This window comes from Rhodococcus sp. PML026 (genome assembly GCF_000963615.1).
GTDB lineage: Bacteria > Actinomycetota > Actinomycetes > Mycobacteriales > Mycobacteriaceae > Rhodococcoides > Rhodococcoides fascians.
Window position 1 is genome coordinate 1 of the sequence record NZ_KQ031367.1, and the last position, 16,165, is coordinate 16,165.

The following is a 16,165-nucleotide window of genomic DNA, read 5'->3' on the forward strand; positions in this document are numbered from 1 at the left end:
GAAAGTTCTCGAGGCTGCAGCGATCGGCATTGCGATGGTCGAGAGCGGTGAGATCGATGCCGGCGGTGCGCACGCATCTCTGCTGCGCCCACGACCCTACGAGCCGGTCGATCCCGGGACAGCTCCGACGCGCTCGTCTTATCCCGCACCCGAGGGCGATCTGTGGGCTGACGCGCACGCTGCGGCCGAGGCCGCCATCGCGGCGGCGCGCGTCGATCCTGCATCCGCCAGTTCGTTGTACAACTTCCTGCGCTGGGGGTGGTGCCGCACCGCGGCGGAGCTGGATGAGACGGTGCAACTGTTCCTCGACCACGGGATCCCGCTGCGCCATCCGCCGACGTAGTTCTCGCCCGATGGAGGGGGGTCGTCCGCGATGCACGCGCGGCGACAGCCGAGAAGCGCCGTTTTCGCGGCGGGGTCATAGTCACCAACGTTATTTGTGCGGTGACCGACGAGAATTTTCCTTCCCGCACCGTAGACCCGCAAACCGCCAGCTGAGCGTGGTTTCGAATCCAGAAATGTGTCGGAGCTGCCCGATACAGTCCACCCCATGACAGAACGCCAGCCAGCAGCCGGCTCGAACGCTGTCCCAGCTGTCGTGTCGGGTGGCGCTGCGGTGTTTCCGGACCTGACACCCGAGGTTGCCGCTCGGATCGAGCGGTCGATGGCTGCATCGCGGTCCGCCGGTACCCGCCGGGCTTACAGCTCGGCGTGGCGACGCTTCGAAACCTGGTGCATCGTCCTCGGGCACCAGGCTTTGCCGGCGCATCCCGCAACGGTGGCGGCGTACCTCGTCGGCGCCGCCGACACGCTCACCGTCGACGGGACGCGGGCGTATGCGCCGTCGACGTTCGACAAATGGATCGCGGCGGTCGCGGACCGCCACCGCGCTACTGGACACGACAACCCGTGCGGGCACGAGATGGTCCGCGCCACCCTCTCGGGTATCCGGCGGGATTACGCGTCTGCGGGGGAGCGGCCCCGCAGACCCCGTGCCCCGCTCCTCACCGCTGACATCACTACGATCGTCGACCACGCCCGACGCACTGCAGCGGGCTGGGCGTCGGAGGTCCTCGAACGCCGCGACACCGCGCTACTGCTGATGGGCTACACCGGCGCATTCCGCCGCAGCGAACTCGTAGCGCTCGAATGCCGCGATGTCCACCGCGACCGCCTCGATGGTGCGCATGTACGTATCCGGAAGTCGAAGACCGACCAGGACGGCACCGGAACCGTGAAAGCACTCCCGTTCACCGCCCGCCACGAGTCATGCCCGGTCTGCGCGTGGGTGCGATGGCTGCAGATCGTCGCAGCGTTCGACACCGGCGGCAGAGTTGCCGTCATCCGAATACTCTCCCGCGCAGTGGAATTCGACTCCCATATTTGTCGCGGCACCCTTCCTGTGGTCGAGAAACGGTCCCCTCTGTTTCGGTCCGTCCGCAAGAACGGCAACCTCTCCGACACAGCCCTGTCCGGAGCCGCGGTGCACGCGGCGATCCGCCGCCGCGCTACTCGAGCTGGATACGACCCCGTCACCGTCGCTCAGCTCGGCGGGCATTCCCTCCGTTCCGGCTTCGTCATGCAAGCCTTCCGCAACGGAGCTGACGCGCACGCCATCATGCGCCAAACCGGGCACACCACACCCGCAATGGTCGAAACATACGCTCACGAGAATGCGCCACTGATCGGCAACGCCGTCACCGAGCTCGGCTTATGACCAGGCACCCGACCGAGCCAGTGACCGGCGACGGGACGACCGGGGCAGATGCTGACCACGACGACCGCCCTTGTCCGATACGACCAGCGGACATCACGAACACGTCGATACCGAGGCGGGATCGGCACACGTGGTCACTGTTCGAGGACTGGTGCACCGCCCATGGCGAACCCTCACTGGCGGCCTCTCCGGAGTCGCTTGCTCGGTTTCTTCACGCGCACCCCGCCGCGCCGACGACCCAACGCCGTCGGATCGCGGTGATCGACATCGCTCATCATCGGCATCTATTACCTCCTCCGGGGTGTGCTGAGATCGTTCGGGCTGCGCTGGACGTGGCGCGTACGTCGCGCCTGCAAGAGGTGGCAGCCGTGATCGGCGGAATCATCGCGCGGCTTCCCGAATACGGTTGGCCGTCAGCGTTGTTCGCACGCAGAGACGTACTGATCCTCACGCTCGCTACGACAGGTCTGCCGTACACGCAGATCGCGGCCCTGCGGGCATGCGATGTCACCGCCGATGCCTGTCTCGACGCCCTTCGCGTCGAGGCAGGCCGCGGCGTCCGCACTGTCACTTCCCTCGCGCTGGCGGGGACGGGCATTTCTCCGCGCACGGTGTACCAGCGCTGGTGTGAGGTACTCGGCCATCGGACCCGGTATCCGAGCACCCGAATGCTCGCCGACGCTCTCGATGCCGTGGACGGCACCGGGCTCGGCGGATACGACCGGTATTTCGACCCGGCCGGGAAACAGCCGCTGTCGATTCCTATCGACCGGTGGGGCCACACCCCGTTGGCTGCGACCCCGCTGACCGCCCGTGCGGTCGCGGGCATCGTGCGAATGCACCTGGACGGACGGGCACCCACCCACCTGCAGCCCACTGCGCGGTCACAACATCCGGAGCAGATCGCGGCACCGGATCCAGTACCGCGGGTCCTGCTCGACCCCGGCTACTACGAACGCGGAACGCTTGCGCGTAGACACGCCCACGGTCTTCTCGACGGCGTGGACTCCGTCCTCGCCGATGTCGAAACCCGCGCGGACAGCCTGTTGGAAGCACTCGTCGACTTTCTCGAATCGGAGACCGCACGCGTACCGGCCGACACCGTCGAGTGACAAGTGGTTCGTACTCGGGTCTGCACACACTCTTCTTCTCACGGCAGGGAGGCGGTGACGTCTCCGAAATCTCCGAGACGAAGATCGACCAGGCCGCGAACGAACGATGCATCGATCTGACCCCGTCTGTGTGGTCTACGTCGAATCCGGGTCGTCCGAGAGTCGTGGGTTTCGGAAATCTCTCGGAGAGCGCCCGGTCCAGCGTTTGAAGGCATGAGAGAAGTTGGCGAGGTCGCTGTATCCGAGTTCAGAAGCGATCTCGCTGACCGAAACCGAGCGATCGAGGAGCCGTAGCATCGCGCGTTCGTACAGCAGCGATTGGCGCACCTTTCTGTAGGTGGTTCCTTCTTCGGCAAGCCGCCGTTTCAACGTGCTGCTGGACATCGACAATGCTTGTGCAACATCATGGTTGGTTCGCTGTCCGAGGTCCTTTTCCAACAGTTGCCTCACCTTCTCGGCGGATGACATGGACCCACTCCGATGGGCGAGTGTCCGCTGCAGATCAGCGATAGCGAGACGATATGCGAGAGGGTCCGAGAACCGACAAGCCTTGTTTAGTGTGTCCTCGGGTACGTGGACGAAGGAAATCGGAGCGTCGAAGAACCGGCGATTCGCCGGACCTTTGTCGTGGCTCACCTCGGTCGGCTCCGGCCAGCTCAGATGGAGTGTCACCGGCGATATGTCACCGGCGAGCATGTCCAGCAGTCGTAACAACGCCGACCCGCCGTAGGTGATGACCAAGCAGTCCAGTGCGGAATCGCCTGTGTGCGCAGTGAGCCCGACGATCAGACCGTAGTCGCCAGTGTGGAACTGCGATTTCAACGCCGTGGAGATCAATGGCAGGTATGTCAGGAGATCGACGATCTCGGCGACCGAACCAGCGCTGATCAAAGGTGAACTCAGGGGCCCGAACGATGTCAACTGGGCCTGCTCGGCAAACGCAAATCCGAGTCGAGTGGCCTGGGCGATATCGAGTTCGGGATAGACCTCCCGAAACCACCGTATCGGCGCCTGGACGTCATGCTGAATGAGCGTCGCTTCACTGGTTCCTTCGCGGTGCATGATCGCGCGAAGGCGCGCGGCGGCGTCAGGGTCGAGTGCGCGGCGTTCGAGCAGCTGCACGAACGCAAGCGGTGGCACGCCCTCATCGCTCAGCTTCACGGTGATTCCTTTGACCCGAATTCACAAGTTTATGACTCCACCGAACATAGCCGTCACCCGCGTTTGCGACGACACTTTCGTCAATCACGCCGGAAAACGAGGTGGTGGCAAGCTGGACGGATTCTTGTCCGGAAGTTCGTTTGTCTTGAGAATGGGAATATTGCGTGACACCGACGCTAGCGGCGCTACACCGACGCTAGCGGCGCTACACCGCTGTCGCTACGGTCGACCGAATCGAGTCGTCTTGCTCAACTCTGGATTGGCTTGAAAATCTTGGAACCCCTCGATGTACGGAGCGAGTAGGTCTGCGATATCGGTGGCGGTCTGGGCTGCGTCAGTCGGGGGCCGTGAGACATACGCCAAGGCCATCTGAACGATGGACGTGCTCAGGATATCGGCTTGGCGTTTCGGGGCTTGCACCCAGCATCGCTGAAATGTGGCAGAGAGGTGATCTGCGGCTCGCTCGACAAGCTGGGTGCTGTGAACAGTAATGAGCCGCAGGAGGTCTGCGGATGCGTCTTCTTCTCGTAGCGATCTGACCAATGGGTCACGTTCGGAGACGGCGAAAAACGCAGCCAAACCTCGGCCGAGCGCCAATCTGATATCACCAACGCAAGTGTAGAGTCCATCGTCCACCACACTGACCAGCTGATCGGTCAGTCGTATCGCGTAGCTCTCCGCCACACCGCGCCGGGACCCGAACTCGTTATAGATGGTCTGTCGAGACAAACCGGCTTCCTTCGCGACCTCGGACATGGTCACGGACTTCCAGCTCTGCCGCAGCAGGAGAGCGCTCAATGCGTCTAACGCGGTCGCACGAAGGAGAGTGCTTGCCGCTGTCCGGTAGCCACCATCAGGGCGCGCAGTGTGGACGGAACTCATGAATAGAAGTCTAGGCGCGTTCGGACATTGGTGGTGGGGGATGATGTCGCTGTCGCCAGCGCGTCGATGCTGCCAGAGATGCGACCAGTGGCGTTATCGGCGGGCGAACGAACCAGGCGCAGCGGTGAGCCGAACACCTACGAAGAACTCATCTGTTCTTTCGGTAGGTTTCCCGAGCGGCGTACAGCGAACGCAGAGCATGCAACTCGGCACAACTGCCGGCGTGTGGCGTCAGAAAAGCTCTCCATTGCAGAGGTCGGCTACGCACACCCCTCGTCTGCGTAGCTCGACCTACATCTGGCTGGTTTTCACGTCGCGAATATTTCGGCGTTCGATCAGACTCGCGCACCCATGGTAAGTCAACGAAATCCACGCGGGTGCCAACATGAACAGTAGGAGCGGTGTCAATGTGAAGAATACAAAATCCAGCACGATACCTCGATTCCCACTGCATTCATGGAGGCCTGAAGAAGCCGTCGTCGTGGTGTCGATCGTACTGGATCGGCACCGTTCTGTGATATGTCCAAGTTGGCCAAAGTCGCAAGGAGTCCTTGTTCTTTATGCACAACTCATCCTTCCCTCTTTGACACATGAGGAATGGCTATCGTACAACTAGGTCGTATCGAGTTCGCTCCCGTACTTAAAGGAATCAACCTTGAATCGAGCATTGGACCGTCTCGCAGTTCGTGGTCGGGTGCTGGTCACACCCTGCCAGGGGGAGCCCGAACTGTGGGACTACGAATCCGATCCACCCTACGAGACGGTTGCTCAGCGAGCTGCGCGTCATAAAACTGCAGCGGACTCTTGCATGAAATGTCATATACTGACCGACTGCGAGCAGTATCTTGCTACTGATCCTTCGCCAGTCGGAGTGTGGGCCGGTCGAATCTTGGAGACGTCCGAAGGATCTGTCGAATCAAATGCGGCGAACATTGCGACAAGTGAAGGAATCGAGGGCAAAGAAATGGATATCAATGACCGAATCAAGTCGCTTTCACCGAATGCGGCATTCGATATTCTGATAGCAACAATCGTGAATCAGCATGGCAATGGAGTCTGACGAACGTGGCGCTGGAAACCTGGAAGGTTTGAGCCGGGTCGCAGCCACCCTGCTCAAACCGTCAACCGTGCGTCTACTGAGCCGAGCGGTATGGGTAATTTGAGTACTGTGCTGGGTGTCCACCACGCGGCATCCAGCGCAATCCTGAGGTTCATGAGGATGCTGGCATCGTCCAGCTTGCAACCGCACTCTTTCGCTGCTTGTCGGATGCGGTATTTGACCGTGTTGCGATGGATCGTCATGTCGTGAGCGGTCGCGGTAACGCTACAGTTGTTTGCCAGGTAGACTCGCAAGGTCTCGCGGAGCCAGCGGTTCCGCGCACTGTCCAGAAGCAAGCCTCCGAGTGAGTCTTCCGCTAGATCCCTTAGGCTTTCCGGATCTTCGAGCAGAAGAGTGATGGCTGCAACTTCCTCGAAAGTTACCACCGGACTGATATCGACCTTGCCGTCCGAAACCACGCGGGCCGCGCGCTCTGCCTGCCTGGCTGTCTTCCGAAAACCATTTTCACCACTCTGCACGGTTCCAATTGCTGCTCGAATTCGGCCGTACTTCTGAAGAACGTCTGTAACGCTTTCAAGGCAAATCCTTCCGGCGTGAATTATCGGAAACCAAACCAGGGATCGGGCATCGCCTTTACTGTTGACTTGCGGTCGACCGATCGTACCGAGTCTGACGTTAACGGTATCTACGAGCTGGTGCCAGGACTTGCTCGGGAATGGTTCCCGGTCATTCGTCCAAAACTCAATGGCAATATGGTTTCCTGTGAGATTGTAATATGAATCGATTTTGTATGCGTCCAAAGGATCTGTGCATGATGGCGACATTGCGCGTTCGAGTTCCGTGTTTACAGAACTATTTTCTTCACGTATCTTCGATTTCTCCGCTTCGTATTCTGAACATGCGTCCTGACACACGCGGTCTATGAAGACGGCAGACCTGCTGACCAGATGCGCAAGTTGATTCGCGGCCAACGTGTGCGTAGCTCGCGAGAGCGAGAACAGGACATGCTCAAGAAATCTCGATTGGCCCAGGTGATAAGCGCGGGCGAGCGCCGTCAGCGGGACATGCGTGTGTGCGAGAACGCGAGCATGGCACAGGGCGGCATGCGGAGCTCGCAAGTTGTCGTGCTCAGTCCTGTCGGCCAGGAAGTCGATAGCCGCATTGATGTTGGCTTTCACGCTGGTGTGTAGAAGTCCGGTTGCGTCTGCATTGCCGTTCATTTCATGGATTGATGCACTTATGAATGAAGAGATATTCTCGGTCAACTCTGCCTTCCTGTCCTCCATCTCGTCCACAAGTGTTTCCATCAAATGAGTCGATACCATTTTAGTGTCATACCTACCCTGGTAGTTCAATTCTGGAGCGGCACGCCATTTCGGTGACGATCGCTGCGGATCTAGCTTGTCGATCTCGGGGCTTGCCCCGCCGCCTGTGCACCTCGGCTTCTCGTCAGAGCCCTCCTTGCTGGCTTCTGACGCACCGGCTCCTTTCGGTTCGGCTCGCCGGTGACGGAAGCGTCAGCGGCTTGTGGTTGATGAGCTGCATCACTAGTATCTGTACACGCAGGCTGCATCTGTCAATTAATTGGACAAAAAGCCATCGTCTGTATAGTAGTGTGCCTGTGTAGGCAGGCGGTCGGCTTTGGTCTCACCGTCGAGGGGGCGCACTCTTGCGCTGGGGTCCAGGCCCCTGGGGCGAGGAGCAGTTATCCGGTTTGAAGAACCAGAAGGAGACGCCATGGCGACGCCACCGAGCAGTTCAATCGATTACGACGTTCTGATCGTCGGTTCGGGCTTCGGCGGAAGTGTCACCGCGCTGAGGCTGGTGGAGAAGGGGTACCGCGTTGGGATCCTGGAAGCCGGGCAACGCTTCGAGGACAAGGACTTCGCGAAGAACAGTTGGGATCTCAAGCGTTTCCTGTGGGCACCGAAACTCGGTCTGTACGGCATCCAGCGCGTACACCTGCTGCGCGATTGCCTCATCCTCGCCGGTGCCGGAGTGGGCGGTGGATCGCTGAACTACGCGAACACCCTCTACAAGCCGCAGACACCGTTCTTCGAGGACAAGCAGTGGGCGCACATCACCGACTGGAGCAGTGAGCTCTCGCCGTTCTACGACCAGGCCACCCGCATGCTGGGCGTGGTGCGCAATCCGCACATGACCCCTGCCGACGAGGTGATGAAGTCGGTCGCCGAGGACATGGGCGTCGCCGACACTTTCATTCAGACACCGGTGGGCGTGTTTTTCGGTGACGAGCCCGGCAAGACCGTCCCGGACCCGTACTTCGGCGGCGCAGGCCCCGAGCGCACCGGTTGCATCGAATGTGGTGAGTGCATGACCGGTTGCCGCCACGGAGCCAAGAACACCCTGCTCAAGAACTACCTCGGTCTCGCCGAGCGCGCAGGAGCCGAGATCGTGCCGATGACGACGGTGTCCGGCCTGCGCCCCCGATCCGACGGCACCTGGGATGTCGACACCGAGCGCACCGGCGCTCGGCTCCGCAAGGGCAAGAAGACGTACAGCGCGGCAAATGTCGTTCTGGCAGCCGGTACCTGGGGCACCCAGAATCTGCTGCACAAGATGAAAGACACGGGCGCTCTGCCCAAGCTGTCGGACACACTCGGCGAACTGACGCGTACCAACTCCGAGTCGATCGTCGGAGCGACCAAATACGAGGTGGACCCGTCGATGAATCTCACGCGTGGCGTTGCCATCACGTCCTCGTTCCACCCCAGTCCCAACACCCACATCGAGCCGTGCCGCTACGGCAAGGGTTCGAACGCGATGGGCATGCTGCAGGCCCTGATGACCGACGGCGGAGGAAAGATTCCGCGTTGGCTCAAATTCGTGTTCGCGATGATCGCGCATCCGATTCAGTTCGTCCGCGTCGTCAATGTCCGGCACTGGAGCGAGCGCACCATCATCGCGCTGGTGATGCAGAACCTGGACAACTCGATCACCACGTTCACCAAGCGTGGGCCGTTCGGCCGCACGATCTCCAGCAGGCAGGGCCACGGGGAGCCGAATCCGACGTGGATCCCCGAAGGCAACGACGCCACCCGGCGGATCGCCAAGAAGATCGGCGGCCTCGCGGCCGGTACCTGGGGAGAGCTGTTCAACATTCCGCTCACCGCCCACTTCCTCGGCGGCTGCGCCATCGCCTCGGATTCGGCGCACGGCGTCATCGATCCGTACCACCGCGTCCACGGCTACCCGACGCTGAGCGTGGTGGACGGGGCGGCCGTGTCGGCAAACCTCGGGGTCAATCCGTCGCTGACCATCAGTGCGCAGGCCGAGCGGTCCGCCGCACTGTGGCCGAACAAGGGCGAGCTGGATCTTCGTCCGGCACAGGGGCTTCCGTATCAGCGGCTCGATCCCATCGCCCCCAACTCGCCCGTTGTTCCGGTGGACGCTCCGGGTGGACTGAGATTGCCTATCGTCGAGATCCGAAATGGCCATCTGGTCGCCGGTGAGACGGCTTCGCGGTGAAAGAAGTACTTGGTGAGCGCGCATTTCGAAACAGGAGCCCATCCGCTCGATGCCTTCGTGCGGAGCGCAGAGTTGTCGCACTCCACATCTGGAGTGGACTCAGGTCGGATCTCTGGGGCGAACCGTCTGACCCGAATTCACAAGTTTTTGACTCTACGTAACATGGCCGCCATTCACGTTTGCGGCGACACTGTTATCAATCGCGAAGAAAATTGAGGAGTTGACATGGCAGTTGTAACTTTCGTCGCCCACGATGGTGGGAAGCACGAGGCGGGCTTGGTCGAAGGTCGATCGTTGATGCAGATTGCAACCGACAATGCTGTGCCGGGGATCGATGGAGACTGTGGGGGCGAAACGGCCTGTGGCACCTGCCATGTGATCGTCGACCCGCAGTGGTCAGGAGAGGTGGGTCTGTCCGGTGCCAACGAGGAGGAGATGCTGGCTATGAACCCCGAGCGTGAACCCACGTCTCGGTTGTCGTGCCAGATGGTGGCCTCGGAAGCGTGGGATGGCCTGATCGTTCGAACACCTGAATTCCAATTGTGATGTGTGAAAGGCAGGCACGACAGCATGAAAGTTTCTGAGTCGATCACCGACAAGGTCCAGTCGACCATCCCTATAGGGCTGCAGATCCAGGGCGCTCATCTGTACGACAAGACCCGACGGTGGGTGACTGGCACGAATGGCAAGAAGATCTTCGTCGAAAGTCCCATTCCACCGGTCGAGGATGTCGAGCTCGCCGACATCGACCTCAGTAACCCCTTTCTTTACAGACAAGGGCGGTGGCAGTCGTACTTCGAGCGCGTGCGGAACGAGGCACCGGTTCATTACCAACCCAACAGTCCGTTCGGCCCGTTCTGGTCGGTCACGCGCCATGCCGATATCGTGGCCGTCGACAAGAACCACGCTGTGTTCTCGGCCGAACCGTTCATCGTCATCGGCGTCCCGCCCCGGTTTCTCGATATCGAGATGTTCATCGCGATGGACCCGCCACGCCACGACAAGCAGCGCGCTGCCGTCCAGGGGGTTGTCGCACCGAAGAACCTCCGGGAGATGGAGGGACTGATCCGATCGCGGGTACGGGAGGTATTGGACGACCTCCCCCTGAACGAGCCGTTCGACTGGGTGCAGAATGTCTCGATCGAGTTGACAGCTCGGATGCTCGCAACTCTTCTGGATTTCCCCTACGAACAACGCCGCAAACTCGTGTACTGGTCCGATTTGGCAACCTCGATGGAGCAAGCCAACGGTGGGCCCTCGGACAACGACGAGGTGTTCGAGGGCATGCGTGACATGGCCCGTGGCCTCAGCGCTCTCTGGCATGACAAAGCAGCCAGGAGGTCTGCAGGGGAAGAGTCCGGTTTCGATCTGATCACCATGTTGCAGAGCAACGAGGACACCAAGGATCTGATCGATCGTCCGATGGAATTTCTGGGCAACCTCGTCCTGCTGATCGTCGGTGGGAACGACACGACGCGTAACTCGATGAGCGGTGGCGTTCTTGCGTTGAACCAATTCCCCGACCAGTTCGAGAAATTGAAGGCCAATCCCGATTTGATCCCCAACATGAACTCGGAAATCATCCGATGGCAAACACCCTTGGCGTACATGCGCCGAATTGCCAAAGCCGACACCGTTCTGAACGGACAATTCATCCGCAAGGGTGACAAATTGGTGATGTGGTATGCCTCGGGTAACCGCGACGAACGCGTTTTCGAGAATCCTGATGATTTCATCATCGATCGTGCCAATGCGCGCAATCACATCGCGTTCGGATTCGGTGTACACCGGTGTATGGGCAATCGGCTGGCCGAAATGCAGCTGCGGATTCTGTGGGAGGAGTTGCTTCCCCGCTTCGAGAACATCGAGGTCGTCGGCGACCCCGAGTATGTTCAGTCGAATTTCGTGCGGGGCATCAGCAAGATGATGGTGCGCCTGACGCCTACTTCCAGCGCATGACATCGCAACGGGCGATCATCGTCGGCGCAAGCCATGCTGGGGCACAACTGGCAGCTAGTTTGCGCCAAGAAGGTTGGGCAGGCGAGATCGTCCTCATCGGTAACGAGTCTGCCGCTCCCTATCAACGCCCCCCGCTGTCGAAGGCATACCTGGCGGGCAAATGCGTACTCGACGATATCGCCATTCGCAGCACGGACTTCTACTCCAAGCAAGGTATTCAGCTCCTGAACGCGCAGGTGGAGGCCATCGTTCGGTCGGAAGGCAACGTCGTTCTCGACACCGGGGAGAAGCTGGCCTACGACAAGCTCGCGCTGTGCACGGGAGCCCGCCCTCGTCGGCTCACCGTTCCCGGGGCCGATCTCCACGGGGTCTACTACCTGCGCACCGCAGCGGACGTCGAGAGGATCCGTATGGCCACCGGCCCTGGCCGGCGGGTGGTGATCGTCGGAGGCGGCTACATCGGACTCGAGACAGCGGCATCGCTGCGCGCACTGGGCGTACAGGTCACAGTCCTCGAGGCAACTGGGCGTGTGCTCGAGCGGGTCACTGCTCCCGAGGTATCGACGTTCTTCGAGCGGATACATCGCGAGCAGGGAGTCGACATCAGAACGAACGCGATGGTCGAAGGCCTGTCCGGTGACCGTGAGGTTCGTGAAGTCAGTTTGGCCAGCGGGGAATCGATCCCCGCAGATCTGGTCATCGTCGGTGTCGGCGTCGAGCCGAACACCGACCTCGCCGCCGATGCGGGTCTTGTCATCGACAACGGCATCGTGATCGACGATCACACTCGGACCAACGACCCCGACATCATGGCGGCGGGGGACTGCGCGAGCCACGACATGGCCCGTTACGGCCGTCGACTACGGTTGGAGTCCGTCTCGAGCGCAGGAGAGCAGGCCAAAGTCGCGGCCTCGACCGCCTGCGGGAAGTCCAGAAAAATCGAAGCGTTGCCGTGGTTCTGGTCAGATCAGTATCATTTCAAGCTGCAGATCGCCGGCCTCAACACTGGATACGACGAAGTGGTTCTCAGTGGTGACCCCAGCCGCGACAGTGATTTCAGTTGCTTCTATCTCCAGGCCGGTGAGCTCATTGCCGCCGACTGCATAGGTCGCCCGCGCGAGTTCATGTACAGCAAACGGGTGATCGCCCAGCGACTCCCCGTCCAACGCGAAGACCTGATGCTCGGCGGACTCGCGCGCAACTGACCGATCCTTCGGTCGTTGTGCACACAACAGCAACCGGTTTGCTCAGAATAGGGAACATCAGCGATGACCATGACAGACCGCCCGCCCGGGGCACATACTACGCAGACACCACACGCGTACCTGGGAGCAACGGACTTCCTCGACATCGAGCACGAATCCGTGCGGGCGTTCACCGCCGCGGCAATCGGGGATGCGAGCAGCGACCGTGACAAGGCCAGACGCCTCTTTGCCGCCGTCCGCGACCGGATCTGGTACGACCCGTACACCGTGTCGGACGATCCGGCCCACTATCGGGCGAGCTTCGTCCTCGAGACTGGGCGCGCTTACTGCGTCCCGAAGGCGGTGCTGTTGACCGCAGTGTGCCGGGCGGCGGGTATCCCGGCACTGCTCGGCTTCGCCGACGTCCGAAATCACCTGCAGACCGAGACGTTGCGCGCGCTGATGGGCGGCACCGATCTGTTCGTCTACCACGGCTACAGTCGCCTCTACATCGAGGGCCGGTGGTTGAAGGCCACGCCGGCATTCAATGTCGAGTTGTGCGCTCGTTTCGGCGTGCCGCCAGTGGAATTCGACGGCGATCGCGATGCTCTCATGCATGCCTTCACCGCAGACGGAGCTCAGCACATGGAGTATGTCCGCGAGCGAGGAGTCTTCGACGACCTACCCTTGAACGCGATCTTGACGGTGCTTCGGCACGCCTACGGCCCCACGATCTTCACGGGCGCTCACCCACTCGATGATGTTTTCACCGGCCGCACCCGGCCGGACGAAACTCCCGGGGATCGAAACTCGCCGCGGGAGTCTCGATGAACACAAGCGGTGAGAACATACGCGCCGAACCCCGTATCGCGGCCGACTGCCGATCGGTCGGAGCTCTCTCCGCGAACAATCGCGATCGTGAACACTCGGACCGCCTCGGACACCTTCGAATCGGGTGAGCCGATACCTGCTGGCAGAGCTGTGCCACATGACTGTCTCGTCGCCGCGGCCGTGGTAAGGCCGACACCGGAAGTTGCACCGAACAGACGAGACCCGTTCTGCCGCTGGGGTTGCGGCTGCGGGCGATGAACGACCGATCCGAACGCCTCCCCGGGCACGAGACGACGCGCGATACCCATATCCCTCTCCCGTGTGCGCAGCCGCTACCGCGAGAGCGGGCCGACAGGCGTCTACCGACGTCTCTCATCTATGCAAGGAGCGCAGCATGACGAACAACGCACCTCACACCCCCGCCAGGACCGTGGCGATCACAGGTGGAGCTCGCGGCATCGGCTATCAGACAGCGAAGGAGTTGATTCGACGAGGCCACCGGGTCGCCATCGGCGACATCGACGAGGCACGTGCGAAGGAGGCCGCCGCCGAACTCGGGGTGAAGGTCGTCACCCGACTCGACGTCACCGAACCTGACTCGTTCACAACGTTTCTGGACCTGGTCGAACGTGAACTCGGACCCCTCGACATCCTGATCAACAACGCGGGCATCATGCCTACCGGCCACGCCCACGAAGAGGACGATGCAGTAACCCGGCGGCAAGTCGAGATCAACGTCCTGGGGGTCATCTTCGGGACCAAACTGGCTCTTCAGCGCATGCTGCCGCGCCGCACCGGACACATCATCAACACTGCGTCATTGGCCGGCGAGCTCGCGGTACCTGGTTTGGCGACCTACTGCGCTACCAAGTTCGCAGTCATCGGATTCACAGAGGCCGCACGACTGGAGTACCGCAAGTCAGGGGTTCGACTGTCCACAGTCCGCCCGACGTTCACCAACACCGAACTCGTCGCCGGAACCGCCGGCGCAAAGGGATTACGCAACGCCGAGCCGGAGGAGATCGCCCGCGCGACAGCAGATCTGATCGAGAATCCACGCCCCTTCGTCCGCGTCACCCGTCTCGCCGGCGCAATGGTCGCGGCGGTGAAATTCGTCCCCCGGCGTCTGGCGACCGGACTGGGTGCGGCCCTGAACACAGATTCGGTGTTCCTCGCGGACGTCGACATGGCTGCTCGCCGAACGTATCTCGACAGAATCCGGAACAGCTGAGCGTGCCGACAAGCGCGCTCGACCAACCACCCGAAAGGCAGCCACAGTGACCCACACGACTCTGATCGAGAACTATCCCCACCGGATGGGAGGGCACTGCGGGTCAGGTGCAATGCGAGACCTTCTCCAGTGGCACGGTCTGGGATGGGACGGACCACCCGACGAGGGGTTGGTGTTCGCACTGGGTGGTGATCTGGGTTTGTCCTACCTGCGATCGGACGACCTGGTCCCACCGATGTACCTGGTCGGCCGCGGTGCCGACTTCGAGATCGACTTACCGCGCAGGCTCGGCGGACAAGTCGAGGTTCTCACGACCGACGATCCCGCTGAGGGATGGTCATGGGTTCGCGACGACATCGATGCGGGACGACCCAGTCTGGTCTGGGCCGATATCGCTGAGCTGCCCTACCTACGGGTGAAACTGCAGATGAGTCGTCACGACATCGTGGTGATCGGCTACGACGAGATCGGGGGGACTGCCTCGGTCGTCGACAACGATCGGGCCGATGTGCAGGAGATCCCGCTCGACGCGCTCGCTCGGGCGCGATCTTCCACCTCGTTCCCGCAACCGACACGTCACTGCACGTACCGAATCACATGGCCGCAGACACTGCCGCCCGTGTCGACTGCCGCGGCCGCGGCCTTCGCCCGATCCGCCGCCAGCATGCGCGCCCCATCGACACCGGGAATAGCCGACCACGTACCAGCGGCCGGTGCCGAAGGATTGGCCGCGGTCGACCAGCTGGCAACCGACGTCAAGAGCTGGGTCGACCTTCCGCCCGATGACCTCGAGACGCTGCTGTTCAGTCTCGGTATCTTCATCGAAAAGGCCGGAACCGGAGGCGGGCTCTTTCGTCGGCTTCTCGCCGACGGCTGTACCGAGATTGCACGTCTGACCGGTGATCCCGCTACCGCAGACCTCGCGGTGGCCGCCGATCACTGCGCCCAGGCCTGGACCGAAACTGCCCGCGCCGGAACACAACGCGGTCTCGATGTGCGAACACGCGCAGCTGCGGTGGCCGTGTCGGCTGCCGAACTGCCTGCACTCGAGCTGATCCTGGTGGAGTCCCTGGAGTCTGCTTCACGCTCGCTGTCCGCCATCACGAGATGATGCCCATCGTCGTTCGACGGCGCGCGGTAGACGGTGCATCGCACTGTGCTGCAGCCGCTCGTGCCGGATCGCCGCAGGCGTGCGGAGGCACCGAACGACCGAAGAGTTGCCGGACGGAACGGTCGAACGCCTCTCGGTGGACGCTGCATCGATGCCGTGTCGTTGCTCGGCAACAGACCCTGATCCCTGCCCCGCGCCGACAACAATTCAGCCGCCAACGGAAGCCTTCGATGTTCGCGGTCACCGTTTTCGGCTCGACGGCCGCGTCGTGTGCGCTATCGGGCCAGGCCCGTTATCTTCTAGCTGATACTTGAAACCGAGGGCTACGGTAGCCAGACCCGGTATGACTTCTCGCCCCTGTCATCGATGATCCGGGGGGTGGGGGGGCTGTCGCCGGGTGTTGACGTCGGATCGGTGACCGGACGAAG

Annotated in this window: 12 protein-coding genes and 1 pseudogene; 10 read left to right on the top strand and 3 right to left on the bottom strand. The window is 61.6% G+C overall.

Annotation, left to right across the window (positions count from 1 at the left end):
• The 3 genes and pseudogenes from VF34_RS25155 to VF34_RS01510 form a co-directional block, all read left to right on the top strand.
• A pseudogene (locus tag VF34_RS25155) lies at positions 1-343 on the top strand (TniQ family protein); the annotation flags it as partial.
• Between the two features lie 207 nt (positions 344-550).
• Positions 551-1,717 carry a site-specific integrase gene (locus VF34_RS01505; protein WP_027498272.1) on the top strand — a complete coding sequence of 389 codons (1,167 nt, stop codon included), beginning with the start codon at positions 551-553 and terminating at the stop codon, positions 1,715-1,717.
• 368 nt (positions 1,718-2,085) lie between these two features.
• On the top strand, positions 2,086-2,829 hold the full coding sequence (locus VF34_RS01510; protein WP_228139277.1) for a recombinase: 744 nt from the start codon (positions 2,086-2,088) through the stop codon (positions 2,827-2,829).
• Positions 2,830-2,964: 135 nt separating this feature from the next.
• Here the strand turns inward: VF34_RS01510 and VF34_RS01515 are convergent, their stop codons facing one another.
• The 3 genes from VF34_RS01515 to VF34_RS01525 all read right to left on the bottom strand — a co-directional run bounded on the left by VF34_RS01515 (position 2,965) and on the right by VF34_RS01525 (position 7,239).
• A complete protein-coding gene (locus tag VF34_RS01515) occupies positions 2,965-3,990 on the bottom strand; it encodes a helix-turn-helix domain-containing protein (RefSeq protein ID WP_027498270.1) in 1,026 nt (341 codons plus the stop codon).
• 219 nt (positions 3,991-4,209) lie between these two features.
• The gene (locus VF34_RS01520; RefSeq protein WP_045840684.1) at positions 4,210-4,872 is read right to left on the bottom strand and encodes a TetR family transcriptional regulator; all 663 of its coding nucleotides are present in this window, start codon (positions 4,870-4,872) and stop codon (positions 4,210-4,212) included.
• 1,113 nt (positions 4,873-5,985) lie between these two features.
• Positions 5,986-7,239, bottom strand: a complete 1,254-nt coding sequence (locus VF34_RS01525; protein ID WP_032375589.1) for a PucR family transcriptional regulator — start codon at positions 7,237-7,239, stop codon at positions 5,986-5,988.
• Between the two features lie 430 nt (positions 7,240-7,669).
• Between VF34_RS01525 and VF34_RS01530 the strand changes: the two genes are divergently transcribed.
• The 7 genes from VF34_RS01530 (at position 7,670) to VF34_RS01560 (ending at position 15,737) form a co-directional block, all read left to right on the top strand.
• Positions 7,670-9,421, top strand: coding sequence for an FAD-dependent oxidoreductase (locus tag VF34_RS01530; protein WP_032375590.1), 1,752 nt, complete (start codon positions 7,670-7,672; stop codon positions 9,419-9,421).
• Between the two features lie 225 nt (positions 9,422-9,646).
• Complete coding sequence (locus tag VF34_RS01535; protein ID WP_027498266.1) at positions 9,647-9,967, top strand: 2Fe-2S iron-sulfur cluster-binding protein; 321 nt, start codon at positions 9,647-9,649, stop codon at positions 9,965-9,967.
• Between the two features lie 24 nt (positions 9,968-9,991).
• A complete protein-coding gene (locus VF34_RS01540; RefSeq protein ID WP_027498265.1) occupies positions 9,992-11,380 on the top strand; it encodes a cytochrome P450 in 1,389 nt (462 codons plus the stop codon).
• Positions 11,377-12,585: an NAD(P)/FAD-dependent oxidoreductase gene (locus VF34_RS01545; protein WP_027498264.1), complete on the top strand. Its 1,209-nt coding sequence runs from the start codon at positions 11,377-11,379 to the stop codon at positions 12,583-12,585. Before VF34_RS01540 ends, VF34_RS01545 begins: the two co-directional genes overlap by 4 nt.
• A 69-nt stretch (positions 12,586-12,654) precedes the next feature.
• The gene (locus tag VF34_RS01550; RefSeq protein ID WP_027498263.1) at positions 12,655-13,395 is read left to right on the top strand and encodes a transglutaminase-like domain-containing protein; all 741 of its coding nucleotides are present in this window, start codon (positions 12,655-12,657) and stop codon (positions 13,393-13,395) included.
• Between the two features lie 394 nt (positions 13,396-13,789).
• Positions 13,790-14,626 (top strand): SDR family oxidoreductase, encoded by an 837-nt coding sequence (locus VF34_RS01555; RefSeq protein ID WP_027498262.1) that lies wholly within the window; start codon positions 13,790-13,792, stop codon positions 14,624-14,626.
• Positions 14,627-14,672: 46 nt separating this feature from the next.
• On the top strand, positions 14,673-15,737 hold the full coding sequence (locus VF34_RS01560; RefSeq protein ID WP_027498261.1) for a BtrH N-terminal domain-containing protein: 1,065 nt from the start codon (positions 14,673-14,675) through the stop codon (positions 15,735-15,737).
• Positions 15,738-16,165 lie beyond the last annotated feature (428 nt).

Bases quoted from the DNA above. Each gene is read 5' to 3' on its own strand.
- VF34_RS01520 (WP_045840684.1), bottom strand. From the start codon at position 4,872: ATGAGTTCCGTCCACACTGCGCGCCCTGATGGTGGCTACCGGACAGCG.
- VF34_RS01550 (WP_027498263.1), top strand. From the start codon at position 12,655: ATGACAGACCGCCCGCCCGGGGCACATACTACGCAGACACCACACGCG.
- VF34_RS01545 (WP_027498264.1), top strand. From the start codon at position 11,377: ATGACATCGCAACGGGCGATCATCGTCGGCGCAAGCCATGCTGGGGCA.
- VF34_RS01525 (WP_032375589.1), bottom strand. From the start codon at position 7,239: ATGGAAACACTTGTGGACGAGATGGAGGACAGGAAGGCAGAGTTGACC.
- VF34_RS01505 (WP_027498272.1), top strand. From the start codon at position 551: ATGACAGAACGCCAGCCAGCAGCCGGCTCGAACGCTGTCCCAGCTGTC.
- VF34_RS01540 (WP_027498265.1), top strand. From the start codon at position 9,992: ATGAAAGTTTCTGAGTCGATCACCGACAAGGTCCAGTCGACCATCCCT.
- VF34_RS01555 (WP_027498262.1), top strand. From the start codon at position 13,790: ATGACGAACAACGCACCTCACACCCCCGCCAGGACCGTGGCGATCACA.
- VF34_RS01530 (WP_032375590.1), top strand. From the start codon at position 7,670: ATGGCGACGCCACCGAGCAGTTCAATCGATTACGACGTTCTGATCGTC.
- VF34_RS01535 (WP_027498266.1), top strand. From the start codon at position 9,647: ATGGCAGTTGTAACTTTCGTCGCCCACGATGGTGGGAAGCACGAGGCG.